The sequence below is a fragment of the Saccharothrix syringae genome (assembly GCF_009498035.1).
Classification (GTDB): domain Bacteria; phylum Actinomycetota; class Actinomycetes; order Mycobacteriales; family Pseudonocardiaceae; genus Actinosynnema; species Actinosynnema syringae.
Genome location: NZ_CP034550.1, coordinates 5,481,848 through 5,505,679 on the forward strand (window position 1 = coordinate 5,481,848; position 23,832 = coordinate 5,505,679).

At 74.6% G+C, this 23,832-nt stretch carries 22 protein-coding genes and 1 pseudogene; 7 read left to right on the forward strand and 16 right to left on the reverse strand.

The window, feature by feature from the left end; genetic code table 11:
* Positions 1-67: 67 nt before the first annotated feature.
* Both EKG83_RS23760 and EKG83_RS23765 read left to right on the forward strand, forming a co-directional pair.
* Entirely contained in the window at positions 68-889 is an 822-nt protein-coding gene (locus EKG83_RS23760) for a helix-turn-helix domain-containing protein (protein WP_033431118.1), read from the forward strand.
* A gap of 65 nt (positions 890-954) precedes the next feature.
* Positions 955-1,536, forward strand: a complete 582-nt coding sequence (locus EKG83_RS23765; RefSeq protein ID WP_033431119.1) for a dihydrofolate reductase family protein — start codon at positions 955-957, stop codon at positions 1,534-1,536.
* A 104-nt stretch (positions 1,537-1,640) separates the two neighbouring features.
* Here EKG83_RS23765 and EKG83_RS23770 read toward each other — a convergent pair whose 3' ends face one another.
* The gene (locus tag EKG83_RS23770; RefSeq protein WP_051765765.1) at positions 1,641-2,843 is read right to left on the reverse strand and encodes an MFS transporter; all 1,203 of its coding nucleotides are present in this window, start codon (positions 2,841-2,843) and stop codon (positions 1,641-1,643) included.
* Positions 2,844-3,055: 212 nt separating this feature from the next.
* Here EKG83_RS23770 and EKG83_RS23775 point away from each other — a divergent pair, with 212 nt between their 5' ends.
* Entirely contained in the window at positions 3,056-4,864 is a 1,809-nt protein-coding gene (locus EKG83_RS23775; RefSeq protein WP_170191836.1) for a B12-binding domain-containing radical SAM protein, read from the forward strand.
* Between the two features lie 142 nt (positions 4,865-5,006).
* Here the strand turns inward: EKG83_RS23775 and EKG83_RS23780 are convergent, their stop codons facing one another.
* Positions 5,007-6,503, reverse strand: coding sequence for a trypsin-like serine protease (locus EKG83_RS23780; RefSeq protein WP_084716391.1), 1,497 nt, complete (start codon positions 6,501-6,503; stop codon positions 5,007-5,009).
* 179 nt (positions 6,504-6,682) lie between these two features.
* On the opposite strand from EKG83_RS23780, the gene EKG83_RS23785 reads away from it, so the two are divergent.
* Complete coding sequence (locus tag EKG83_RS23785) at positions 6,683-8,029, forward strand: tyrosine-type recombinase/integrase (protein ID WP_228122176.1); 1,347 nt, start codon at positions 6,683-6,685, stop codon at positions 8,027-8,029.
* Between the two features lie 103 nt (positions 8,030-8,132).
* Here the strand turns inward: EKG83_RS23785 and EKG83_RS23790 are convergent, their stop codons facing one another.
* From EKG83_RS23790 to EKG83_RS23845, 12 genes are all read right to left on the reverse strand, one after another.
* Positions 8,133-9,260, reverse strand: coding sequence for an FAD-dependent oxidoreductase (locus EKG83_RS23790; protein ID WP_033431121.1), 1,128 nt, complete (start codon positions 9,258-9,260; stop codon positions 8,133-8,135).
* A complete protein-coding gene (locus EKG83_RS23795) occupies positions 9,257-9,778 on the reverse strand; it encodes a TetR/AcrR family transcriptional regulator (protein ID WP_033431122.1) in 522 nt (173 codons plus the stop codon). Before EKG83_RS23795 ends, EKG83_RS23790 begins: the two co-directional genes overlap by 4 nt.
* 55 nt (positions 9,779-9,833) lie before the next feature.
* The gene (locus tag EKG83_RS23800) at positions 9,834-10,721 is read right to left on the reverse strand and encodes a TIGR03620 family F420-dependent LLM class oxidoreductase (RefSeq protein WP_033431190.1); all 888 of its coding nucleotides are present in this window, start codon (positions 10,719-10,721) and stop codon (positions 9,834-9,836) included.
* Positions 10,722-10,830: 109 nt separating this feature from the next.
* On the reverse strand, positions 10,831-11,160 hold the full coding sequence (locus EKG83_RS23805) for an ArsR/SmtB family transcription factor (RefSeq protein ID WP_033431123.1): 330 nt from the start codon (positions 11,158-11,160) through the stop codon (positions 10,831-10,833).
* A 27-nt stretch (positions 11,161-11,187) separates the two neighbouring features.
* Positions 11,188-12,252, reverse strand: a complete 1,065-nt coding sequence (locus tag EKG83_RS23810) for a winged helix DNA-binding domain-containing protein (RefSeq protein WP_033431124.1) — start codon at positions 12,250-12,252, stop codon at positions 11,188-11,190.
* Between the two features lie 72 nt (positions 12,253-12,324).
* On the reverse strand, positions 12,325-13,638 hold the full coding sequence (locus EKG83_RS23815; RefSeq protein ID WP_033431125.1) for a serine hydroxymethyltransferase: 1,314 nt from the start codon (positions 13,636-13,638) through the stop codon (positions 12,325-12,327).
* A 239-nt stretch (positions 13,639-13,877) separates the two neighbouring features.
* Positions 13,878-15,269 carry an FAD-binding oxidoreductase gene (locus EKG83_RS23820; RefSeq protein ID WP_033431126.1) on the reverse strand — a complete coding sequence of 464 codons (1,392 nt, stop codon included), beginning with the start codon at positions 15,267-15,269 and terminating at the stop codon, positions 13,878-13,880.
* A 166-nt stretch (positions 15,270-15,435) separates the two neighbouring features.
* Positions 15,436-16,722, reverse strand: a complete 1,287-nt coding sequence (locus EKG83_RS23825) for a M20/M25/M40 family metallo-hydrolase (protein ID WP_033431127.1) — start codon at positions 16,720-16,722, stop codon at positions 15,436-15,438.
* Complete coding sequence (locus tag EKG83_RS23830; RefSeq protein WP_033431128.1) at positions 16,715-17,542, reverse strand: M55 family metallopeptidase; 828 nt, start codon at positions 17,540-17,542, stop codon at positions 16,715-16,717. Before EKG83_RS23830 ends, EKG83_RS23825 begins: the two co-directional genes overlap by 8 nt.
* A gap of 70 nt (positions 17,543-17,612) precedes the next feature.
* The gene (locus EKG83_RS23835) at positions 17,613-18,827 is read right to left on the reverse strand and encodes an acyl-CoA dehydrogenase family protein (protein WP_033431129.1); all 1,215 of its coding nucleotides are present in this window, start codon (positions 18,825-18,827) and stop codon (positions 17,613-17,615) included.
* A 3-nt stretch (positions 18,828-18,830) separates the two neighbouring features.
* Positions 18,831-19,826, reverse strand: a complete 996-nt coding sequence (locus EKG83_RS23840) for a phosphotransferase family protein (protein WP_033431191.1) — start codon at positions 19,824-19,826, stop codon at positions 18,831-18,833.
* 86 nt (positions 19,827-19,912) lie between these two features.
* Positions 19,913-20,554 (reverse strand): HAD family hydrolase, encoded by a 642-nt coding sequence (locus tag EKG83_RS23845; RefSeq protein WP_033431130.1) that lies wholly within the window; start codon positions 20,552-20,554, stop codon positions 19,913-19,915.
* Between the two features lie 225 nt (positions 20,555-20,779).
* Between EKG83_RS23845 and EKG83_RS48125 the strand changes: the two are divergent.
* Both EKG83_RS48125 and EKG83_RS23850 read left to right on the forward strand, forming a co-directional pair.
* Positions 20,780-20,857 (forward strand): annotated as a pseudogene (locus EKG83_RS48125) (hypothetical protein); the annotation flags it as partial.
* Positions 20,858-20,873: 16 nt separating this feature from the next.
* The gene (locus tag EKG83_RS23850) at positions 20,874-21,560 is read left to right on the forward strand and encodes a Rossmann-fold NAD(P)-binding domain-containing protein (RefSeq protein WP_228123000.1); all 687 of its coding nucleotides are present in this window, start codon (positions 20,874-20,876) and stop codon (positions 21,558-21,560) included.
* A 48-nt stretch (positions 21,561-21,608) separates the two neighbouring features.
* Here EKG83_RS23850 and EKG83_RS23855 read toward each other — a convergent pair whose 3' ends face one another.
* The gene (locus tag EKG83_RS23855) at positions 21,609-22,148 is read right to left on the reverse strand and encodes a DUF6886 family protein (RefSeq protein WP_033431131.1); all 540 of its coding nucleotides are present in this window, start codon (positions 22,146-22,148) and stop codon (positions 21,609-21,611) included.
* Positions 22,149-22,626: 478 nt separating this feature from the next.
* Positions 22,627-23,064, reverse strand: coding sequence for an Hsp20/alpha crystallin family protein (locus EKG83_RS23860; protein WP_033431132.1), 438 nt, complete (start codon positions 23,062-23,064; stop codon positions 22,627-22,629).
* Between the two features lie 113 nt (positions 23,065-23,177).
* Between EKG83_RS23860 and EKG83_RS23865 the strand changes: the two genes are divergently transcribed.
* The gene (locus EKG83_RS23865; RefSeq protein ID WP_033431133.1) at positions 23,178-23,750 is read left to right on the forward strand and encodes a hypothetical protein; all 573 of its coding nucleotides are present in this window, start codon (positions 23,178-23,180) and stop codon (positions 23,748-23,750) included.
* Positions 23,751-23,832: the final 82 nt, after the last annotated feature.

Here is a 23,832-nt window from a genome sequence, read left to right on the forward strand (position 1 = left end):
CCACCGTCCCGGCGCGCGGTGCCGGCGGGGCGTCGGCGATGCTGTGCGCGTGGAGTACGTGTCCAGAGTGCCGCGACCGCCGCTGGACGGGCTGATCGACGACCTCTACTACCTGGAGGGCGCGCCGCCGTACGCCCGGCTGGTGCTGCCGCCGATGCCCGGGGCGTTGCTCATCGTCAACCTCGGGGCGCCGTTCCGCATCCGCGCCGGCACCGACGTCGAGGCGGCCGAGTACGCCGACGGCTGCGTGATCACCACGCCGACCCGCGCGGTGGAGTTCGGCTACCCGCTCCGGACCCGGTCCGTCGGCGTGCACTTCAAGCCGTGGGGGCCGGCGCCGTTCCTGCCGATGCCCGCGGCCGAGCTGCGGGACCGGCCGGTGGCGGTGGAGCAGGTGTGGGGCCGGCCCGCCGTTGCCGGCCTGCGGGACCGGCTGGCCGCGGCGCCCGGACCGCACGGGATGCTGGCGCTGTTCGAGGAGGAGCTGGTGCGGCGGCTGCGCGAGACCGCCGGCCTGGGGCTGGTCCGCCACACGAGCGGCGTCATCGCGGCGACCGGCGGGACGGCGGCGATCGGCGACCTGGGCGTGGCCGCCGGTGTCAGCAGCACCCACCTGGCACGGCGGTTCAAGGAGCTCGTCGGCGTCACGCCGAAGCGGCTGGCCCGCACCTACCGCTTCGCCGCCGCCGTGTTCGCGATCAACCCGGCCGGACCGGTCGACTGGGGCGCCCTCGCCGGTGGCGCGGGCTACTTCGACCAGGCCCACTTCGGCCACGAGTTCCGGGCGTTCACCGGGCTCACGCCGACCCGCTACGTCGAAATCCGGCGGCGGTTCCTGCGCGAACACCCCGGCCACGTGATGGACGGCTGGCCGCTGCCGGCCGATTGATTTCCTACAAGAGCGACGGCTCGCGACACGTTAACTTGGGGCACCCCGAAGCAGAGGAGAGCCCCGTGGGCGCGGTGGTCATGTACAGCTCGGTGTCGGTGGACGGCTTCGTCGCGGACGAGGACGACCGACCCGGGCCGCTGTTCGACTGGTTGACCGGCGGTGACGTCCCGTTGGACGAGGGCGGCGTGCTGAAGGTGTCGCGGACGTCCTACGACCACACCCGGCCGTACTGGGACCGGATCGGGGTGACGATCGTCGGCCGCCACGTCTTCGACCTGACGGACGGCTGGGACGGGAAGCCCCCGGGCGGGGTCGACCACGTGGTCGTCGTGACGCACCGGCCGGCGCCCGAGGGCTGGGACCCCGGGGCGCCGTTCCACTTCGTCGACGGCGTCGAGGCGGCCGTGGCCAAGGCGCGGGAACTCGCGGGTGACCGCATCGTCGAGGTCGCCGCCGGCGACGTCGGCGGCCAGGTGCTCGCCGCGGGCCTGGTCGACGAGGTGCGCATGGACGTCGTGCCCGTCGTGCTCGGGTCCGGCAAGCGCTACTTCGGGTCGGTCCACGCGCAGCACCTGTTGGAGGACCCCCACGTGGTGGTCCGGGGCAACCGGGTGCTGCACCTGTGCTACCGGGTGCGCCGCTGACCGATCCGGGCGGGAACGCCGACAAGTCGCTCACCGTGTCGGGGAAACCCGCGCCACCGCGGCGGCGCAGGAGGCGGCCGAGCCTGCTCCGACCGGTGCCGGGTTCACCCCGGGGCGGCGGCGTTGCGGCCCGGCGCGGGCAACCAGCGCGGCATCACGCCGGCCACCAGCAGCGGCACCAGGGCGAAGCCCGCGAACAGCGCGGTGACGCCGAACCACCCCGACCCGACCGCGTAGAACACGTAGAACGCCACCGCCACCGCGTCGGTGCCCAGCCCCGCCACCGACGTCACGGTGGCGCGGGCCGTCCCGCTGATCACGTCCTGCAACCGCGCCTGGGCCAGCACGATGCTCAACTGCACCACCCCCAGCCCCACCGCGACCGGCACGACGCCCAGCGGGTGCCCGCTCACCGCCCCCACGGCCAGCAGCACCGCGGCCACGCCCAGCGCCAGGGCCAGCACCGCCGGGCGCAGCAGGGCCAGGCGGCCCGCCAGCCAGCCGCCCGCCGCCTTGCCGACCACCGCCAGGATCACCACCAGCGGCACGGCCGCGGTCGCCACGCCGGTCGAGCGGGCCAGCAGGGGCAGGTACTCGTCGAGCACCAGCATGGCGGGCAGCACCGCGGCCAGCAGCGCGGCCCGGCGCACCGCGGTGTCGCGGCGCACCTCCGCGACCCCGCTCGCGAGCATCGCCAGGTAACCGGCGAAGCGCCCGCGCCCGGGGTGCCGGTCGACGGGGACCTCGGGCAGGGCCAGCGCGACCGCGGCGGTGACCAGGCACACCGCGCCGCTGACGACCTGCACCAGGGCGTAGGACCCGGCGGCGAGCAGCGGCACGGCCAGGGCGGTGGCCGCCACGTTCGCGACCAGCGCGGCCACCCTCGCCCGGCCCATCAGCCGCGGGTAGTGCGCCTCGGCGCCGCCGGCGCGCAGGTGGTCGTACACCAGCGCCTCCAGGGTGCCGGAGGTCAGCGCGTGGCACGCCCCCCACAGCACGGCGCCGACCACGAAGGCCGGGTAGGAGGGCAGCAGCACCCACAGGGCGAAGCACAGCGCGCGCAGCAGCGCGCCGAGCGCCAGCAGCCGGCGGCGCGAGGTGACGTCGGCCCACGCGCCCGAGGGCACCTCCAGGGCGAGCGCGGCGAACGCCAGCACGGCGAACAGGGAGGACACCTCCACCGGGTCGAGCCCGGCATCGGTGAACAGCAGGGCGACGACCGGCACCACGGGGACGAAGTCGTTGAGCGCGGTGAACGCGTACAGGCCGGTGATCAATTTTCGGGACAGCGCAAATCGAATTGCCATCGGTTGACGCCGCCCCCTCCGCCATCGTCCGACCGCGAACATACCAGGCGGTCCCGCCGATATCCGCGAATTCCATTCCGAATGGTATGCGGGCGATCCACGCATTTGCTGGCGACAGGTGGACGCGCTGGGTAGCCTGCGGGTCACGGGGAAACCGATGCCAGGGGGGCACAATGCGTATTCTCCTCGTCAAACCACCCATTCGCGCGTGCATGGTGGAAGTGGGCCGCCACGTGCCGATCGGGTTGGCCTACCTCTCGGCGACCCTGCGCGCGGCCGGGCACGAGACGGCGGTGTTCGACGCGCTCGCCCACGTCGAGGACAACCACGTGGTCCCCGACGACGAGCTGACCGCGGTCGAGCGGCTCAAGCTGGCGACCCACCCGCGGTGGCGGCACGTGGTGCACTGGGGCGCGCGGTGGGAGCGCATCGCCGAGGCCGTCGCCGGCAGCGGGGCCGACGTCGTCGGCATCTCCTGCATGTTCACGCCGTTCTACGAGTCCGCCTACGACCTCGCCCGGCTGACCGGGGAACTGCTGCCCGACGCGGCCGTCCTGCTCGGCGGCCAGCACGGCACCGTGTTCTTCCACCACACCCTCCAGGTCCCCGAGATCGACGCGGTGGTGCTCGGCGAGGCCGAGTCGACGATCCTGCCGCTGGTCGACGCCGTGGAGCGGGGGCTGCCGTTCGAGCGGCTGGAGGGCGTGGCGTTCCGCTGCGGCGCGGGCCGCTGCACGTGCGAGGTGCCCGGCGCGCCGCACGTGCGGCCGCGCGCGCCGTTCGTGCCCGACCTCGACGCGCTGCTGATGCCCGCCGTCGACGAGCTGGACTTCGCCCGCTACGACCACACCACCACGTTGATCACCAGCCGCGGCTGCCCGTTCTCCTGCACCTTCTGCACGGTGCACGCCACCGTGGGGCGGGAGTTCCGGGCCCGGTCGCCGCGCAACGTGGTCGACGAGATCGAGCGCTACGTCCGCGAGCTGGGTGTGCGCCGGTTCCTCGTCGAGGACGACAACTTCACCTTCGACATCGACCGCGTGCACGCCATCTGCGACGAGGTCCTGGCCCGCGGGCTCGACGTCCGGCTGCGGCTGCCCAACGGGATCACCGTGGTGAAGCTGACCGAGGAACTGGTCGCGAAAATGGTGGCGGCCGGATTCGAGAGCCTGTTCTTCGGGCTGGAGACCACCGACGTGGAACGGTTGCGCAGGATGCGCAAGGGATTCACGTCGCTGCCCAAGGTGGCCGCGGGCGCGTCGCTGTTCGAGAAATACGGGCTGAGCGTCAACGGCTCGCTCATCGCCGGTCTGCCGGGTCAGGCGCTGGGGGAGATCGTGCAGGACTCGGTGAACTGCGCGGTGCAGCGGGTGCGGTTCTACACCAACCCGTTCTACCCGATCCCCGGTTCACCCGACTACCGCACGTGCCTGGAGAAAGGGCTGATCGACCCGCTGACCGAGCCCGCGCTGTTCGACCAGTTCAACTTCGCGTTCGGCAACGGCGAGCTGACCGCCGAGCAGCTGTACTGGGCCTGGATCGGCACCCAGGCGCTGGCGCTGTGGCCGGACTACCTCGTCGAGGGCAGCGCCCGGCGCGAGGGGGGACCGGTGACGCCCGCCGAGGCCGCCCGACGGCTGGTCGAGCACAGCTCGCGGCTCAAGTCCTCCGGGCAGCGGCTCGACGTGTGCGCCGTGGTGCGCGACTGCCGGGTCGTCGAGGAGGGCCTGCTGGTGGAGACCTCGCGGGAGGACTGCTTCTGCGCCGTGCAGCGGGTCGCCGACGACGTGCGCCGCAGCGGCACGGCCGACCTGTGCCTGTTCTCCGGCGACGTCATCGCCGCCGCCATCGCCTGCTACACCGGCGTCCCGCTCGCCGCCGAGCAGATCGCCTCCGAGGTCGGGCGGGGCTGCGCGTTCCTGGTCCGCCCCGCCGGGGACGGGCCCGCGGCCCCGATCCAGCGCGAGTTCGTCACCCGTCTCGACGCCACCAGGAGGGACGCGGTGGCCACCGCCGGCTGACCGCCGGTCCTCGGCTCGGGAGGACCGGGCCCGCCCGGGCCGGTTCCTCCCGACCGGCGCGTGGCGCCCGGCCCGTCGCGCGGGGCCGGGCACCACGCCCCGGAGTCCGTCCCGTCGCCTGGCAGGACGGACCCCGGGCCGGTCAGCCGTTGGGCGTGGTGATCACCGAGAACACCGAGCCCTGGCCGGCGATGCGCTGGTTCAGGTCGGTGATGATCGTCTCGATGGGCACGTAGTTGTTCAGCTCGCCGGCCTGGCACTCGCCCTGCCGGGCCTGCTGGCTGCCCTCCAGGATGCCCAGGGCGGTGTGGTCGACCTGGCTGAACAGCGGGCCGCCGCTGTCGCCGGCGCGGGCGCACAGGTCGGTGTTGATGCCGACGTCGGTGGAGAGCACCCGGCCGCAGCGCGTGCCGACCAGGTAGCCGGTGCCCGCGCCGCTGTCGTACGAGTCGGGGTAGTTGACCGCGTTCGAGCCCGACCCGGTGGCGCACACGACCCAGCCGGCCTTGATCTCGGCCAGGGTGCGGGTGCCGGTGATGTACTCGTCGGCGGAGGTCGCCTGCTCGCCGCACGGGGTGTCGACGTTGCTGTCCATGCCGCCGTTGCGGCAGTACTTGAGCACCCGGTTGCGGCCGGTGTGGCCCTCCAGCCACGTGTTCGCGGTGGCCGCGTCGACGTAGGGCAGGGCCGCGTAGTCGTAGGGGTAGGCGTTCTTCTCGATGCCGTGCTGCTGGAGCACGGGGGTGCCGTTGTGCTGGGTCGGCGTGTTGTTGGTCTTGGTGGCCATGCAGTGGCCGGCCGTGAGCACCCACGCCTTGCCGGGGTGCCCGCCGCCGGTGGAGCGCAGGTTGAACCCGGCCGTGCAACCGCCCCACGTGCCGTTGTCGCGCTGCATGTCCAGGCGCAGGCCGCCGCGCATGGGGCCGTGGCCGGTGCAGTACAGCGGGTGGCAGAAGCCCCAGTCCACGTTCGGCGTGGCCATCGGCTCGGGCTTGACCAGCGTGCGGGTGACGACCAGGTCGTCCGGTTCGGCCTCGACCGCGGCCCGGGCGTTGGCGGCCTCGGCCGCGACGGCGTCGCCCGCCGCGCGCCGGGTCTGCTGCTCGGCCCGCTTGTCCGCGGCGACCCAGCCGCGTTCCCAGACCACGACCTTGTTCTCCGCCTCGCTGACCGCGGGCAGGTAGACCGCGTCGGGACCGGCGCCGACGCGGGCGGCGACCCGGTCGCGGGCGGCGTCGAGGTCGGTCAGCGAGTGCCGCACGGCCTGGGTGCGGACGTTCTTGCGGTCCGGCAGCGCCCGGACGAGCCGGTCGGCGTCGGCCGGGCGGGTCATGGCCACCACCAGCACGCCGCCGGCGGCGTGGTCGAGCCACATGCCGCCGTAGGACGCGGCGGCGTCGCGGCGCAGGGCCTGGTCCAGGCGGGTGGCGTCGTCCTGGAGCTGCAGGCGGCGCAGGGCCTCCCGCTCCGAGACCCCGAACGCCTTCACGAGGTAGCGCACGGACTCCGTGACGGAACCCGGGTCAAGCGCGCGGTGCAGCTGCGGAGCGGCGGCGGCGACCGGGACGGCCGCCAGGCCCGCTGCCGCGACGACCGCGAGTGAGGCGATCAGCGCCCCCACGCCTCGTGCTCTTCCCACGACATCTCCCCAATCGTTGACGACGAACGGGGTGATCAAACAGTGCGAAGGTTCCTCACGTCCGGGGATCGGGAAATCCTTCACACAATCTCCCCACCGCCTCCACGCCCGCCGACCGTCACCGTGACGGAATTGGGTCGGGTGCCGGGACGTCCGCCGCCCCCGGTATCGTGATCATGATGGCCGCGGAACTGGAGATCGCGCCCGGGGTCGACGGGCCGCGGGTGGATCCGGCGGTGCTCGACGCGCTGCTGCGCGGCTGGCTGCTCGGGTACCGCTCGACGGCCACGCGCCTGGCCTACGGCGACGCGCTGGGCCTGCACCGGCCGTGGGTGCGCGAGCTGTCGGGCGAGGCCGTCCCGCCGGCGGGACGGCGGCCGCCGGTGCGGCTGGGCCGCTACCGGGACCTGGCGTGGTTCCGCTGGTGCGACCGGCAGGGCCTGCACCCGTTCGCCGCCACCAGCACCGAGGTCAAGCGGTGGCAGGCGGAGCTGGCGGCGGCCGGGATGCCCAAGTCCACGCGCGCGCACCGGCTGGCCGCGGTCGGCGAGTTCTACCGCCACCTGGTCGGGCAGGGCGTGCTGGGCGCCAACCCCGCCGCGTTCGACCGCCGGGGCCTGGGCCTGGGCACGGCGGGCGACACCTCGCGCACGGTGGTGCTCACCGTCGAGCAGGTCGACGCCCTGGCCGCCGCGGCGAGCCGGGCCCGGCGCGGGGTCAGCCCGCTGATGGGGCTGCGCGCGCAGGCGGTGGTGGCGCTGTTCACCCTGGGGCTGCGGGTGGGCGAGCTGGCCGCGCTGCGGCGGGGCGACCTGCACGTCACGCGCGGCCGCCGGGCGTTGCGGGTCACCGGCAAGGGCGACAAGGCGCGGGTGGTGTACCTGTCGCGCACGGCCGAGCGCGTGCTGGAGGACTACCTGGCCGAGCGCGACCGGTGCGCCGGTGCGGCCGTGCCCGCGCGGGTCGGCCGGGTGTCCGCGCACGACGCGCCGCTGGTCGCCACCGGCCGCGGCACCCACCTCAACCCGCGCGACGTGTGGGCGATGCTGCGCCGGCTGGCGCGGGCCGCGGGGCCGGAGCTGGCCGACGTGACCGACCGGATGACCCCGCACGCCCTGCGCCACTTCTACGTCACCGCCGCCGCCGAGCTGGGCGCGGACATGACCCACGTGCAGGCCGACGTGGGCCACGCGTCGGTGGACACCACCAACCGCGTCTACAACCGGGCGGCCCGCCACCCCGACCGCTCGGCCGTGGACGTGGTGGACCGCGCCCTGGTGGCGGCCCGCGCCCGGCGCGCCGCGGCCGGTCCGGCGGTGGGGGCGCTGGAGGAGGTGCGGGGGCGGTTGCGCGACGCCGAGCCGTTGACGCGGTTGGCCGCGGTGCAGCGGTTGGAGCACCTGGTGGCCGACCACCCCGACCTGGTCGCGCGGGCGGTCGAGGTGCTGGACGCCGTGGTGGCGGGCGAGGACCAGCCGGTCGTGGCCGAGGCCGCGCGACTGGCCCGCGACCGGCTGGCGGGGTGAACCCGCGGGTCACGCTGCAGGGTCACGCTGCGGGGTGCGTGACGGGCTCGCCGGCGGGGTCGTGCCGCGGGTTTGTCGGCCCGTGGGGCGGGTGCGCGGCGCGTCAGCCCAGGGTGACCGGTTTGCCGACCAGGCTGGTGGCGATCACCCGGTCCACGCCGGGCAGGGTCGACAGCCGCACGGCCAGCCGTCGGGCGTGCAGCCGCAGCGGTGAGGCGGGCAGGAACCACCGGGCGCCCGACCGGGCCACCCGCTGCCGGTCCTCCACCACCGGCCGCCAGGCGCGTTCGTAGCCCGCGGGGTCGTCCAGGTGCCCGGCCAGCACCCACGCGCCGGCGATGCCCAGCGACGCGCCCTGGCCGGCCAGCAGCGACACCGCGCCGCACGCGTCGCCCACCAGCGCGACCCGCCCGCTGGTCCAGCGGGGCAGCTCCACCTGCGCGACCTGGTCGTAGTAGATCTCGGCCGGGCAGCGGGCCAACGCCCGCGGCACGACCCAGCCCAGCGACCCGTAGGTCTCCAGCACCGCCGCGCGGGGGTCCCGGGGCAGCCGCGGCGAGGACGTGCGGTGCACGGTGAACGCGGCCACCCGCCCGTCGCGCAGCCCGTAGAAGCCGACCTGGCGGCCGACGGTGTCGGTGACGCAGAACCGGCCGCGTACCAGCTCGTGCACCGCGGGGTCGTCGAAGGTGAACGCGGCCGTGTGGAACCCCAGGTGGCGCACGTGCCCGTCGCCGAAGACCAGCCGCCGCACCGCGGAGTGCACGCCGTCCGCGCCGACCAGCAGGTCGCCGGGCACCGCCGAGCCGTCGGCCAGCCGCGCCACCGCGTGGTCGGCGTGCCGCTCGACGCCGACCACGCGCGCCCCGTGGCGCAGCTCGACGCCCGGCGGCAGGTCCTCGCGCAACGCGCGTTCGAGGTCGGGGCGCATGATGCTCAGCAGCCGCCCGTCCACGGCGCGGGCGAGCCGGTCGAACCGCAGCCCGGCCACGCGCCGCCCGCGCCGGTCGACGTAGGCGGCCTCGGCGACGCGGTAGCCCAGTTCGCGCAGGCGGGGCAGCAGCCCCATGCGCTCGGCGGCGTCGTAGCCGGGCCCGAAGAAGTCGACCATGTACCCGGCGGTGCGCGGCGCGGGCGCCCGTTCGAGCACCACGACGTCGTGGCCGAGGGTGCCCAGCCGGTGCGCCAGCGCGAGCCCGGCGATGCCCGCGCCGGCGACCACGACCCTCACCGCAGCACCCGGCCCAGCACCTGGGCGACCAGGTCGGAGGTCAGGTCGGGGGACAGGGCGCGGTGCAGCAGCACCCCGTCCACGGCGGCGGCCAGCACCGCCGCGGTCTCCCCGGGCGTGGGCACGCCGCGCGCGGCCAGCCAGGAGGCCAGCTCGGCGCGGAAGTCCGCCAGCACCTCGCGCACGGCCGCGCGCACCTCGTCGTCGCGGGTGGCGGCGAGCAGGGTCTCGGTGAACAGCTCCCGGCCGCTGTGCCCGTCGAGCGCGCCGAGCAGGGTGGTCAGGGCGTCCTGCGGCGTGGCCGCGTCCTCCAGCACCGCGGGCAGCCCCGCCAGGGCGGCCCGCAGCGCGCCCACCGACGCCTGCACGAGCACCGATCGCACCGAGTCGAAGTGGTAGTGCACCACCCCCGGGCCGACGCCGGCGCGCTCGGCCAGCACGCGCGTGCTGACCGCACCCCACCCCTTTTCCGCGATGAGCTCCGCGGCCGCGTGCAGCAGTCGTTCCCTGACCGTCATTTGGACGATCGTACTGGACGTTCGCCCAAAACGGTGGGCGGACTTCCGCCGCGCGTCACCTCCCGGCGCGCTCCGGCAGCAGCGCCTCGGCCAGCCGCCGCCAGTGGGGCATGGCCGAGGTGCCGGGTTCGACGCCGAGTACCTGGACGCCGACGTGGTCGGCGCCGGCGTCCAGGTGCTCGTGCAGCCTGCGCGCGACGGTGTCCAGGTCGCCCCAGGCCACCAGGTCGTCGACCAGCCGGTCGCTGGCGCGCCCGCCGGCGAAGTCGGCCTCGGTGTAGCCCAGGCGCAGCCACTTGGCGATGTTGTACTTCGACAGCTCCGGCAGCAGGTAGGGGTGCAGGTGCTCGCGCGCGACGGCCCGCGCGCGGTCGGGGTCGCGCTCGAACACCACGGCCTGCTCGACGCCGAGGAACGGTCCCGCGCCCAGCACTTCCCGCGCCCGCGCGGTGTGCGCCACCGGCACGTGGTAGGTGTGCGCGCCCTCGGTGCGCTCCCCGGCCAGCCGGAGCATCCTGGGTCCGTAGGCGGCGAGGACGCGGCGCATCGGCCGGCTCGGCGGCGGGTTGGCGCTGGTGGCCTCGTCCATGTCGGTCAGGTAGCGGTCCATCGCGCCCAGCGCGTCCTCCACGCCGGGGCGGTTGCCGCCGAAGCCCAGGCCGAGCAGGTGGCGGTCGGGGTAGGCGTCGGCCAGCAGCTGGGCCGCGCCCCGGGTCCAGCGGGCCTCGCGCGACCAGATGCGCGCGATGCCGTTGACCACGGTCGTGCGCTCGGTGCTGGCCAGCAGGAACCCGGCGTGGGTCAGGGCCTCGCGACCGTCGCGCTCGGGGATCCAGATCGCCGGCCAGCCGAGTTCGTCGAGTTCGCGGACGGAGTCCCGGATCAGGGCCGCCGGCTGGTCCTCGAAGTCGAACGTCCAGATGCCGAAGCGCCCCAGGTGCATCCCGTCGATCGCGCCCATGTTCTCCCCCGCAGGTCGTGGTACGTGATGCATCGAAGTATCGCATAAAGTCGATGCGTTCGAGGTGGGGGGACTGCCGGAGGGGTTTTGGTCAGAGGGTGCGGCCGAGCACGTCGACGAGGCGGGCGATGCGCTCCTCGTCGCGCCGGTAGTGCGTCCACTTGCCGACCCGGGTGGCGCGGACCAGGCCGGCGCGCTGCAGCGCGGCCATGTAGGCCGAGACGGTCGACTGGGCGAGGCCGGTCTTGGCCTGGATGTGGCTGACGCACACGCCGACCTCGTGGGGGTCGGCGATGCCCCGGTCGACGGGGAAGTGGCGCTCGGGCTCGCGCAGCCACTGCAGCACCTGCAGCCGCACGGGGTTGGCCAGCGCCTTGAAGGCGTCGACCAGCTGCGCTGCGGTGTCGGATGAGGTCGTCATGGGCGGTCGGGGCCGAGTATAGGGCGTTCAGTCCCCCGCGGTGATCGCCACGTCGCCGTCGGTGCCGGCGAAGCGCAGCAGCGCCGCGCCCTCGGCCTCCACCTCGGCGCGGCGGGTGCGGTCCAGCGGGCGGAGGACCCGGATCCGCAGGCCGCCGGGGGTGAGGCGCCAGGTGCCGTGCACGAAGCCGTCCACCAGCAGGGTCGGCCGGCCGCCGACGACGATGCCGCGCCGGTAGTCCTCCCCGGAGATGACGCGGGTGCGGTCGTGGTGGCCCAGCAGCAGGTTGTCGAACTCGGGCAGGAACCGGGGCGGCGCGGGGACGTCCGGGTCGACCAGGGGCGCGTCGGGCAGGTCGTGGAGCACCCGGCCGGTCGGGTCGGTGAACCTCGGCAGGTCCATCGCCTCGACCACGGGTGCCAGCCGGGTCGCGCCGCTCCAGGTCTGCAGGTCGCGCACGGAGGCTGGGCCGAACGCGGCCAGGTAGCGGCGCACCAGTTCCTCGACGGGCGCGGCGGGCGCGGTGGCGGGCAGCCAGTGGGCGGCGGTGGTCCACCGCGCCCGGCCGCCCCGCCCCCACAGCCCGCGCGGCGGCACCTGCACGGTGGGCGCCAGCGCGGTGGCGGCCTGGCCCAGGGCGGCGGTGTCGCGGTCGGGCCACCGGGCCGCCAGTTCCCGGCCCAGCTCCGGGCGGGTGCGGGGCTGCTCCAGCAGCCCGGCGGCGGTCGCGGTGAACTCGTCGAGGTCGACGCCCGCCACGGCGTGCCGGAACGGGGAGGAGGCGAAGCGGCGGTGCAGGAACGGGCGCAGCAGCGGTTCCAGCCGGCCGTGGTCGGCGGCGGTGACCAGGTGGATGGTGGCGCGGTGGAGGGTGGCGCGCACCGCGTGGCGGCCGGTCAGCAGCTCGACCAGCTCGTCGGGGCGGAACCCGCGCGTGCGCGACCACAGGCCGTAGTAGGGGGCGAGCGGTTCCTGGGCCTGCATGCCGACCAGGTGCTCGATCACGTCGGCGGCCGGGCGGTCGGCCCGCTCCAGCAGCAGCTGCCGGTGCAGGGTGGTCCGGTTGAGTTCGCGGGTCGTCAGCGTGCGCACGCGGTCACGCTAGCCGGTATCGCGGACAACAACGGTCCGCGATACCGGCGGTGGTCGGCTGGTGGTGGTCGGTCAGCGGTCGTTGACCGCGCGGCGCAGGGCGACGGCGTCGGCGCGCACCCGCTCGGGCGGTTCGCGGTCGATCAGCGCGCGGCGCATCAGGTCGGCGATCGCGGGCTGGTCGTCGGGGGTGAAGCCGCGGCGGGTGATCTCCTGGGTGCCCAGGCGCAGGCCGCGCAGGCCCTCGTCGATGCGCTGCCAGGGCAGGCCGATGCCGGACAGGTAGAGGCCCGCCTCGCCCAGCAGCACCGCCGCGGCGTCGCCGCCGCCGAGGGGCAGCGCGTCGACGGCCAGGTGGTGCGAGCGGGTGAACACCCCGTCGTGGCGGGCCACGTCGAACCCCCGCTCGAACAGCGCCGCGCCCAGCGCCCGGGCGTTGGCCACGCAGGCGGCGGCGTAGTCGGCGCCGTGCTCGGCCAGTTCGGCGGCGGTGACGGCCAGCGCGCCCAGGCGCCCGGCGTCGTAGTTGGCCAGCATGCCGGGGTAGACCACGGTGGAGACGCGTTCGGCCAGGTCGGGGTCGCGGGTGACGACGCAGCCGCCGGAGGGGCCGCCGAAGGACTTGTAGGTGGAGAAGGTCATCAGGTGCGCGCCCTCGTGCAGGGGGCGCTGGAACACCTTCCCGGCGACCAGCCCGGCGATGTGGGAGGCGTCGTAGACCAGGATCGCGCCCACCTCGTCGCAGGCGGCGCGCACCGCGGCCACGTCGTGCGGGAACAGCATCAGGCTGGCGCCGACGACGACGATCCGTGGTCGGTGGACGCGCAGGAACCCGGGCAGCCGGCCGTAGTCGATGTCCAGTTCGTCGGGCAGGTAGGGCAGGTCGACCACGGTCAGGCCGCGGATGGCGGGCACGCCCTGGACGTGGTGGCTGGCGTGGCCGCCAGCGAACTCGGGCAGCACGGCGATCTTGTCCCCGGCGCGGGCGAAGGCGGTGTAGACGGCGAGGTTGGCCAGGGTGGCGCTCTGCAGCCGCACCTCGGCGAACCCGGCCTCCATCAGGGAGGCCACCAGCATCGGCGCCAGCACCTCCAGGGTGTCCAGGTGGTCCAGCCCCACCTGGTACTTCTCGCCAGGCCAGCCCATGCTGGGCCGGTTGGACACCGCGTGGCCGCCGACCGCCGCGGCGGCGGGGCTGAGCACGTTGGTGCCGGCGTAGAGCACGATCCCGTCGTCGTCGAACTGGGTGGCGTGCGCGTCGAGGGCCTTGCGGACGGTGTCGGCGACACCTGCGGCGCTCAGGTCGGCGGAGACGGCGGCTTCGACCTCGGCGAGCCTGCGCTGCGCCTGCGGGGACGCCCAGGGCGCGATCCTGCTGTTCGTCACGGTGCAGAACGCTAGGGCGTCCGGCGCCGCCGGGCGAGCACCAGGGGTGCCGCTGTGGATCACCGGGCCGTTCGGTGGCGGCGGGGCCCGGACCGCGGACGAGCCGGCGCGGCGGCTGCCGGGTGCGGTGCTTCGCGCTGACGGCGGGCTCGCGGTGGGCGGGGCTCGCGACGGCGTGGCGGTGCGGGTGGTTCGCCGATGCGCCGGTGCGGCCGGTGGAGGCGGCCGGGCCCGGGTGGTCAGCTCGCGCCCTGCACGTTCTGCGGGAACGCCAGCACCCGGTCGGGGTCGTGACGCCGGGCCACGCGCCGCAGGCGGGGCAGGTTGGCGCCGTAGTAGGCGGTGCCCCAGTCGGGCATGTCCGGGTCGATGTAGTTGACGTAGCCGGTGCCGCCGCCGATGCCGTCGCGCAGGTCGGCGAGGATGCGCCGCGCCCGGCCCTCGTCGACGGTCCCGACGGGCACGTAGGTCTGGGCGCTGGAGACGGCCCGCCGGTGCGGGAACGGGGTGGCGTCGGGGCGGACCCGGCCGATCGCGCCGCCGAAGGAGTCGAACTGCACCCAGCCCGCGGGTCGCCCGTCGAGCAGGTCGGCCACGCGCGCCGGGTCGGCCGGCCGGTGCAGCATCCGGGAGGAGGCCACGAACGGCGTGCCCTCGTCGGGCGGGCACTGGGGTCGGCAGCCGGCGAAGTAGCGCATGGCGGTGAGGTAGTCCATCGGCGTCACGGTCACGCCGGCGGGCGACAGGCGCGCGAGCAGGCGGTCCAGCACCGGCCGCAGGGCGTCGGGCGGTCCGGACCAGGTCCCGTCGACCGCGACGCCGGGCGGGTCGCCCGACACGACGGCGCAGGCGGTCCACAGGTCGTCGGGCGAGGCGGCGATCCACTCCTGCCACGCGCCGAGCACGTCGACCGCGGCGCCCGGCGGGAACGTCGCCCCGAACACCGCCACGTCGTGGGCGGGCGCGGTGTCGAAGGTGAAGGAGGTGACCACGCCGACGTTGCCGCCACCGCCGCCGCGCAGCGCCCAGAACAGGTCGGGTTCGGTGCCGGCGTCCACCCGGTGCAGCCGGCCGTCGGGGGTCACCACGCGCGCGGCGCGCAGGTGGTCGCAGGTCAGGCCGTGCTTGCGGCCCACCACGCTGATCCCGCCGCCCAGCGCCAGGCCGCCGATGCCCACGCTCGGGCACGACCCGGCGGGCAGCAGCCTGCCGCGGCGGGCCAGTGCGCCGTACAGGTCGATCATGCGGGTGCCGGCGCCGACCTCGACCGCGTCGCGGGGGCCGAAGCGGATCCGGTGCAGCGCGGTCAGGTCCACCACCAGGCCGTCCTCGGGGGTGGAGTACCCGGCGTAGCTGTGGCCGCCGCTGCGCGCGGCGACGCGCACCCGGTGGCGGGCGGCGAACTCCAGGCAGCGGGCCACGTCGGACTCGTCGGCGCACAGCGCCACCGCCGCGGGCCTGCGGTGGGCGTAGACCAGGTTGTAGGGCCTGCGGACCTCGTCGTAGCCGGCGTCGCCGGGTAACACCAGCCGGCCGGTCAGCACGCGCCGCAGCCGGTTCCAGTCGTGGTCCCACGCCCCCAGGGCCGCCAGGCCCGTCGCCCGCACGAAGGTCCTGCGCCCGAACTCCATGATCGCCCCCCGGTTCCCGCGGTCCTGCCGCGATGCTGCTCCGGCGGGGCGCGGCCGGTACAGGTCCGGGCGGGTGAGGCGCGGGGCGGTGCCGGCCGCCCCGGGGGACGCGGCCGTTCGGCGGCGCGGTCGCCGCCACGGGCAGGACGGTCAGCAGGACATACGGTCAGCAGGACATGAAGCGGTCGAGCACGCGCACGCCGAAGCGCAGGCCCTCCACGGGCACCCGCTCGTCCACGCCGTGGGTCACGCCCCGGTAGTCGAAGCCGGGCGGCAGGGACAGCGGGGCGAAGCCGTAGCAGTCGATGCCCAGCCTGCTGAACGCCTTGGCGTCGGTGCCGCCGCCCATGCAGTAGGGCACGACCACGGCCCCGGGGTCCTCGGCCCGCAGCGCCGCGGCCATGGCGTCGAAGGCGGGGGAGTCCACCGGTGCCTGCACGGGTTCCTGGTGGTTGATGAACTCGCGCCGCACGCCCGGGCCCAGGGCGGCGTCGACGGCGGCCATCAGCTCGTCCACGGTGCCGGGCAGGGTGCGCACGTCGACCTCGGCGGTGGCGGTGCCGGGGATGACGTTGACCTTGTACCCGGCGCGCAGCACGGTGGGGGTGGTGCTGCTGCGCACGGTGTTCTCCACCAGCTTCGCGGCGGGTCCGAGGCGGGCGACGGTGGCGTCCACGTCGTCCCAGTCGACCGGCACGCCCAGGGTGGCGGCGACCCGTTCGATGAACGCCCGCACGGGCGGGGTGAGCCGGACGGGGTGGCGCAGCGCGGCGATGCGGTCGAGTGCGCCGATGAGCTTGAGCACGGCGTTGTCGTCGTTGCGGCGCGAGCCGTGCCCGGCGCGGCCGGTGGCGGTCAGCCGCAGGTGGGAGGTGCCGCGCTCGGCGGTGCCGATGGGGTAGACGCGGTGCTCGCCCACGTGGTGGGAGAAGCCGCCGGACTCGCTGATGGCGGTGCCGCAGCCGGCGAAGAAGTCGGCGTGGTGCTCGACCAGCCAGTGGGCGCCGAAGTGGCCGAGGTCCTCCTCGTCGGCGACGAAGGCCAGCACGACGTCGCGGCGCGGGCGCCTGCCCTCGCGCGCCCAGGTGCCCAGCACGGACAGCACCATGGCGACCATGTCCTTCATGTCCACCGCGCCGCGGCCCCACAGGAAGCCGTCGCGCTCGACGCCGGCGAAGGGCGGCACGCTCCACTCGGCGGGGTCGGCGGGCACCACGTCCAGGTGGGCCTGCACGAGCAGGGCGGGCAGGTCGGGTTCGGTGCCGGGCACGCGGGCGAGCACGTTGGTGCGCCGGGGGGCGGGTTCGAGCAGCACCGGGGTGATGCCGGCGCTGTCCAGGTGCCCGGCGACGAACTCGGCGGCCTCGCGTTCGCCCTCGGCCTCGCCGTTGCCGTAGTTGGTGGTGTCGAACCGCACCAGGGCGGCGCACAGGTCCACGACGTCCTCAGCCATAAATCCCCTCCACGGCCGCCGCCGCGATCGCGGTGACGACCTTGAACGCCTGCATCGCCAGCGTCATCGAGGCCGCCTCGAAGCCGACCCGCCGCGGGCCGAGCTGCTCGACCGTGGGCACCACGGCCGCCGCGGCGGCCAGGTGCGTGGCGTCGAACTCGACCTCGACGCGGTGCCCGGTGACGTTCCCGGGTACCCGTCCGGCGCGGTTCATCGCCTCTTCGGCGGCGGTGCGGATCATGGCGCCGGTCACCTGTGGCGGCGCGCACACCGCGGCGTAGCGGCTGACGCACTCCTTGACCGCGACGGTGCGCGCGCCGGGGGCGTAGTCGGCGGCGTCGGCGCAGGTCCGGTCGTCGCCGGTGACCAGCAGCACGGGCACGCCGTGCTCGGCGGCCAGGGCGGCGTTGAGCCTGCCCTCGCTCGCGGGCACGCCGTCGAGCCACACGCCGGTGACGGAGTTCTCCAGGTAGGTGTGGGCGAGCACGCCCTCCTCGCCGGCGCCGGCGTGGTAGCCGAGGAACACCGCGCCGTCGATGCCGGAGTCCACGCCCTGCATCATCGACAGGGGTTTGTGCCTGCCGGTGAGCAGCCGGGCGCGCGGGTCGAGGTCTTCGAGCAGCAGGTTGCGCTGGGCGGAGTGGGCCTCGTTGACCAGCACGGCGGTGGCGCCGCCGGCGGCCAGGCCCGCGACGCAGGCGTTGACGTCGTCGGTGAACAGGCGCCGGAAGCGCTGCCACTGCTCGGTCTGCGCGACCACGTCCGCGGTCCAGGTGACGCCGGTGGCGCCCTCCATGTCGGCCGAGATCAAGATCCGCATGACCTCACCGTACCGAGGCGACGCCGTTTCGTCGCTTTTTGGCGTGCGCCCCGGTGCGGTGGTTACCGGTTCACGCCCGGTGGCGCTTGAGCTCCCGCTTGGCCAACGACATGCGGTGGACCTCGTCGGGGCCGTCGGCCAGCCGCAGCGTGCGCGCCGAGGCCCACAGCTGCGCCAGGGGGAAGTCCTGGCTGACGCCGCCCGCGCCGTGCACCTGGATGGCCTTGTCCAGCACCCACTCGGCCATCAGCGGCGTGGCGATCTTGATGGCCTGGATCTCGGTGTGGGCGCCCTTGTTGCCCACGGTGTCCATCAGCCACGCGGTCTTGAGCACCAGCAGCCGGGCCTGCTCGATGCGCACCCGGGACTCGGCGATCCACTCCTGCACCACGCCCTGGTGGGCGATGGGCCGGCCGAAGGCGACGCGCTCGTTGGCGCGCCGGCACATCAGCTCCAGGGCGCGTTCGGCGGTGCCGATCAGGCGCATGCAGTGGTGGATGCGGCCGGGGCCCAGGCGGGCCTGGGCGATGGCGAAGCCCTCGCCCTCGCCGGCGACGAGGTTGTCGGCGGGCACCCGCACGTCGTCGAAGACGACCTCGGCGTGGCCGCCGTGGGAGCCGTCGGTGTAGCCGAAGACCCGCATGCCCCGCCTGACGGTCACGCCGGGGGTGTCGCGCGGCACCAGGACCATGCTCTGCTGGCGGTGCCGGTCGGCGTCGGGGTCGGTCTTGCCCATCACGATGAAGACCGCGCAGTTGGGGTCCATCGCGCCGGTGGACCACCACTTGCGGCCGTTGATCACGTAGGAGTCGCCGTCGCGCCGGATGCTGGTGGCGATGTTGGTGGCGTCGGAGGAGGCGACCTCGGGTTCGGTCATGCAGAACGCCGAGCGGATCTCGCCCTCCAGCAGGGGCCGCAGCCACCGCTGCTTCTGCCGCTCGGTGCCGAACATCGCCAGCACCTCCATGTTCCCGGTGTCCGGGGCGGCGCAGTTGAGCGCCTCGGGGGCCAGCTGCGGGCTGCGGCCGGTGATCTCGGCCAGCGGCGCGTACTGCAGGTTGGTCAGGCCCGCGCCGTGCTCCGCGTCGGGCAGGAACAGATTCCACAGGCCCTGGCGGCGGGCCTCGGCCTTGAGCTCGGCCAGCACCGGCGGGCGGGTCCACTCGTCGGCGGCGCCGGCGAGCTGTTCGTGGGCGACGGCCTCGGCGGGGTGGACGTGCTCGTCCATGAACCGCAGCAGCCTGCCGCGCAGTTCCTCGGTCGTGGCGTCGTAGGCGAAGTCCATCCCTCAGCGCTCCCCTGCGCTCGCGGCCAGACCGCGCCGCACCAGCGGCAGGGTCAGCTGACCGATCGTGTCGAAACCGGCTCCCACGGTCTGGCCGCGGGTGTAGCGGAAGTGGATGCCCTCCAGGATGACCGCGAGCTTGAAGTAGCCGAACGCGGTGTACCAGCCCAGGTCGCCGACGTCGGCGCCGCTGCGCTCGGCGTAGCGGTGGATCAGCCCGTCGCTGTCGGCGAAGCCGGGCAGCGAGGGCACGGTGCCGGTGATCGGGTCGTCGCCGGCGCCGGTGCCGTTCCAGTACACGCACAGCAGGCCCAGGTCGGCCAGCGGGTCGCCCAGGGTGGCCATCTCCCAGTCCAGCACCGCGCTGATGTCGAGCGGGTCGCGGGTGACCAGGACGTTGTCCAGGCGGTAGTCGCCGTGCACGACCGCGGTGCGGCGGGTGACCGGGACGGTGCCGGCCAGCCGGTCGCGCAGCTCGTCGATGCCGGGCAGCTCGCGGCTGCGGGAGGCGTCGAGCTGCTTGCCCCAGCGGGCGACCTGGCGCCGCAGGAAGCCCTCGGGGCGGCCGAAGTCGCCCAGGCCCACCTCGGCCGGGTCGACCGCGTGCAGGTCGGCCAGGACGTCGACCAGGCGGTGCGACAGGGCGCGGGCGTGGTCGGGGGTCAGCCAGGGGCACTGGTCGCGGTGGCGCAGCGCGACCCCCGGCACCTCCTCCATCAGGTAGAACGGGGCGCCGAGCACGTCGGTGTCGGTGCACAGCAGCTCCACCCGCGGCACGGGCACGGCGGTGTCGGCCAGGGCGGCGATGACGCGGTGCTCGCGGGCCATGTCGTGCGCGGTGGCCAGCACGTGGCCCAGGGGCGGGCGGCGCAGCACCCAGCGGCGGGTGCCGTCGGTGACGCGGTAGGTCAGGTTGGAGCGGCCGCCGGGGATCAGCTCGCCCGACAGCGGGCCGGTGCCCAGGTGCGCGGCGAGGCGGCGGAGGTCCAGGCCGGGCAGGTTCCGCTCGTCGCTGGTGCTCTGCTCGTCGTGGGTGTTCTGCTCGCCGTCGGTGTTCCGCTCGCCGTCGGTGTTCCGCTCGTCGCTCACGCGGCGGTCCCCCGCAGCCGGTCGATCACCGCGCGCGTGCTGTCGGCGTCGGTGTGCAGGTGGGCGTGCAGGCCGACGGCCCGGGCGCCCTCGACGTTGGCCGGCGAGTCGTCGAAGAACGCGCAGCGGTGCGCGGGCAGCCCGACCTGCTCCAGGGTGTGCTCGAAGATGCGCCGGTCGGGCTTGCGCAGCCCCACCCGGCCGCTGATGACGACGGTGTCGAACAGCTCCAGCAGCAGGTCCTCGGGGTAGCCCTCGCCCCAGCTGTTGGACAGCAGGGCGGTGGTCAGGCCGTCGGCGCGCAGCTCGCGCACCAGGTCGACCATCTTGGGGTCGGGGTGGGCGCTGCCGAACATGCGGCGCAGCAGGCCCTCGCGGGCGACCTCGCGCCCGTCGAGGGTGATCAGCTCGGCGGCCATCAGCGCCTCGAACTCCGCGACGGTCAGCTCGCCGGTCTCCAGGCGGTGGACCGGGTTGCCCGGGAGGGCGTCGCGGCCCATCCAGCCGCGCATGGTCGCGCGGTAGCGGTCCTGGTCGATGTTGTCGGCGGTCAGCCACTGCTCGATGAATTCGGGTACGGAGACCGTGAGGACCCCGCCCCAGTCCAGCACCACCGCGTCGATGCGCCGTTCGTCCACCTCCTGAGGGTACCGACCGGTCGGTATGTAGGCAAGGCGCGGGTGTTGTGCCGGGTCCCGGAAAACGTGAACGGCGTGTTCACGTTTGACAATTCTTTGTTTCGGTTGACAGCATTCCTCCGATTCCTTTTTCGTCCCCGTCGGGGGTTGTTCCGCCGTGCCCGGAGGAAATTCGTGGAGCCGATACTCGTGGTCGGTGCGACCGGCACCGTGGGACGCGCGGTGGTGCGCCTGCTGCTCGCCTCGGGCCGGCGGGTCCGCGCGGTGACCCGCACGCCCGGCCGGGCCCGGCCGCCCGCCGGGGTGGAGGTGGTGGCCGGTGACCTGGCCGAGCCGTCGTCACTGGTACCGGCGTTGCGGGGGGGTGCGGCGGGCGCACCTGGTGTCCGTCGCCGGCGACGGCCCGGCCGTGGTCGAGGTGCTGGCGGAGGCGGGTGTGCGGCGCCTGACGCACCTGGGGCACGACGACCCGGGGCGCGGGGACGACGACCCGCTGGAGTCGTGGCACCGGGTGTTCCGGCGGGCGGTCGAGTCGTCCGGGATGGAGTGGACGCACCTGTTCCCGGGTGAATTCATGGCCAACACCCTGGCGTGGGCGCCGTCCATTCGCGAGCGGGGTGTGGTGCGTTCCCCGTTCGGCGGGTGGAACACGGCCCTGGTGCACGAGGACGACATCGCCGCGATCGCGGTGGCGGCGTTGCTGGAGGACGGGCACGCGGGGCGGACCTACCGGCCCACGGGCCCGGAACCGGTGCGGCGGCGGGACGCGGTGCGGGTGATCGGGGAGGCGATCGGGCGGGAGGTGCGGTTCGTCGAGCTGACGCCGGGGCAGGCGCGCGAGGAGTGGCGGGAGGTGTACCCGGCGGAGGTGGTCGAGTGGTTCCTGGAGATGGGGGCGGGGGCCGGGGACGTGGGGTGGGTGTCGCCGGACGTGGAGCGGGTGCCGGGGCGGCCGGGGTTGACGTTCGAGCGGTGGGCGCGCGACCACGCGGCCGACTTCACGTGACGGTTTTTCGCGTGGTGCTTTTTGCGTGACGCTCTTCGCCCGGCGCTTTCAGGCGGGCGACGCGGTCTCCGGTTCCGGTGCGGCGTTGCGCAGCCGGATGCCGCTGAACCCCAGGGTGCTCGCGGTGACCCGCCGCCAGAACGGCCACAGGTTCGCCATCACCCGCAGCTCGATCCCGGCCCGCTCGTGCAGCGCCACCAGGTCCCCGACCGGCTCGGGCGGCCCGAGCGGTTCCACGGTCCCGGTGGCCACGTGCGCGTGGGGCGGGTCCCCGATCGGGTGAAACGGGGCGGCGTCGAACCGGTAGGCGTACAGCCGGGTGGTCTGCATGCGGCGCAACCACCCGTACTCGATCGCGTGCACCCGGTCCGCGCCCAGCCACGCGCGGTCCTCGGCCGTGGTGGCGGGGGTCGGCCAGATCAGGACGCGAGGGCACTGGCGCGGGAACCAGTAGTCCGGTGCCCGCCCGTGGTCGACGGCCCAGACGTAGGCGTCGGGCACCCGCGCGGTCGCCGCCACGTGCGGCTCGAACCTGGTGATGGCCGGGTCTTCGGAGAAGTGCAGCACTTGCCCCGGCTCCGGTCGCATGACCGGTGATCATGACGGAAGGGCGGTGGTGCGGGGAACCGTATTTCGCCGGCGGCCACGGCCCACTCGCCGCGCCGGCCGGCCGAGGAGGACGTCGGGTGGGGGCGACGAGTGAGGACGGCGAGGAGAACAGCGCCGGCCGGGACGCCTCCCGACACGACGAGCGCCGGATTCGCCGGTCGGATTCGCCGGTCGGTCTCGGCGGCTGGGTTTCGGCGGCTGGGTTTCGGCGGCTGGGTTTCGGCGGCTGGGTTTCGGCGGTCGGCCAAGGGGTGGGAGGCGGCCTTGGCCGGCCGCCCTCACCGCCTCGGCCGACCGTCCCGGCCACGGGCCCCGCGTCGGGGCCCGGTGGGTCGGGAGCTGCCGGAGTTGCGGACTTGCCGTCCGGGTGTCGTGGTTGCCGTTGGGGTGTCGTGAATGTTTCCGGCACCGGCGGTGCTGGGTGCTGGGTGCCGGGTAGTGGTTGTCGGGTGTCAGGTCATGCGTTGATCTGCTTCGGCGCGTTGTCGGCGGTGCCGATGGTGATCTTGCGCGGCTTGGCCTTCTCCGCGATCGGGATGCGCAGGGTCAGCACACCGGAGTCGTAGTCGGCCTGGATGTGGTCGAGGTCGAGGGTGTCGCCGAGGAACAGCTGCCGGGAGAACACGCCCAGCGGCCGCTCGGAGACCTGCATCTCGACCTGGTCGCCGGTCCGGGTCGGGCGCCGCTCGGCCTTCACGGTCAGGACGTTGCGCTCCACGTCCAGGTCGATCGCGTCGGGCGCGACGCCGGGCAGGTCGAACTCCACCACGAACTCGTCCCCGGAGCGGTAGGCGTCCATCGGCATGGGCGTGGGGCGCGACCAGGTTCCCGGGCCGGAGAAGAACTGCTGGGCCAGTCGGTCCAACTCGCGGAACGGGTCGGTGCGCATCAACATCGGGAAACACCTCCTGATCGACTTCGCCGGCCGTCGGGCCGGGCTCTGCGCCTCCATTTCTACCACGTCGTCAAGTCGTTGACAACCCCTGGTGTCGTCGGTATGTTGACGACATGGCGATCGGTGACTACGAGACCATCCGGGCGGCGACCACGGACGAGGAGCTGAGTGCGGGGCAGGTGCTGTCCGCGCTGGTGCTGCTGCGTCGGCTGCGCGAGGAGCTGGCCGGGTGGGAGCCGCAGCTGATCGCCTCGGCGCGGGAGCTGGGTGCGAGCTGGGCCGAGCTGGCACCCGCGCTCGGGGTGGCCAGTCGGCAGGCCGCCGAGCGCCGGTACCTGAGGCTGCGCCCGTCGGAGCTGGGTTCGACGGCGGAGGGGCGGGTGCGCGCCGAGCGGGACAGGCGGGCGGGTGACCGGGCGGTGTCGCAGTGGGCGCGCGACAACGCGGCGGCGCTGCGCAGCCTGGCCGGTCAGGTGGGGCGGGTGGACGTGGTGGTCCGGGACGCGCTGGCGCAGGACGACGCCGTCGCGCTGATCGATCCCCTGCTGTCCTCCCTGTCCAGGGTGCGGGCGGTCAACCCGGAGCTGGCCGAGGAGATCCAGGCGGTCGGCGACCGGGCGGAGGAGGTGCGACGCGACACCCAGGCACTGAGGAACAACAAGGGGCCGCGAGACGACCTCGCCTGAACGACGCGCGCCTGCCGGGCACGCAGCGGACGGACAGGCGTCTGCCGGGCACGCGGCGGACGGCACTGGCGCTGGTTTCGGG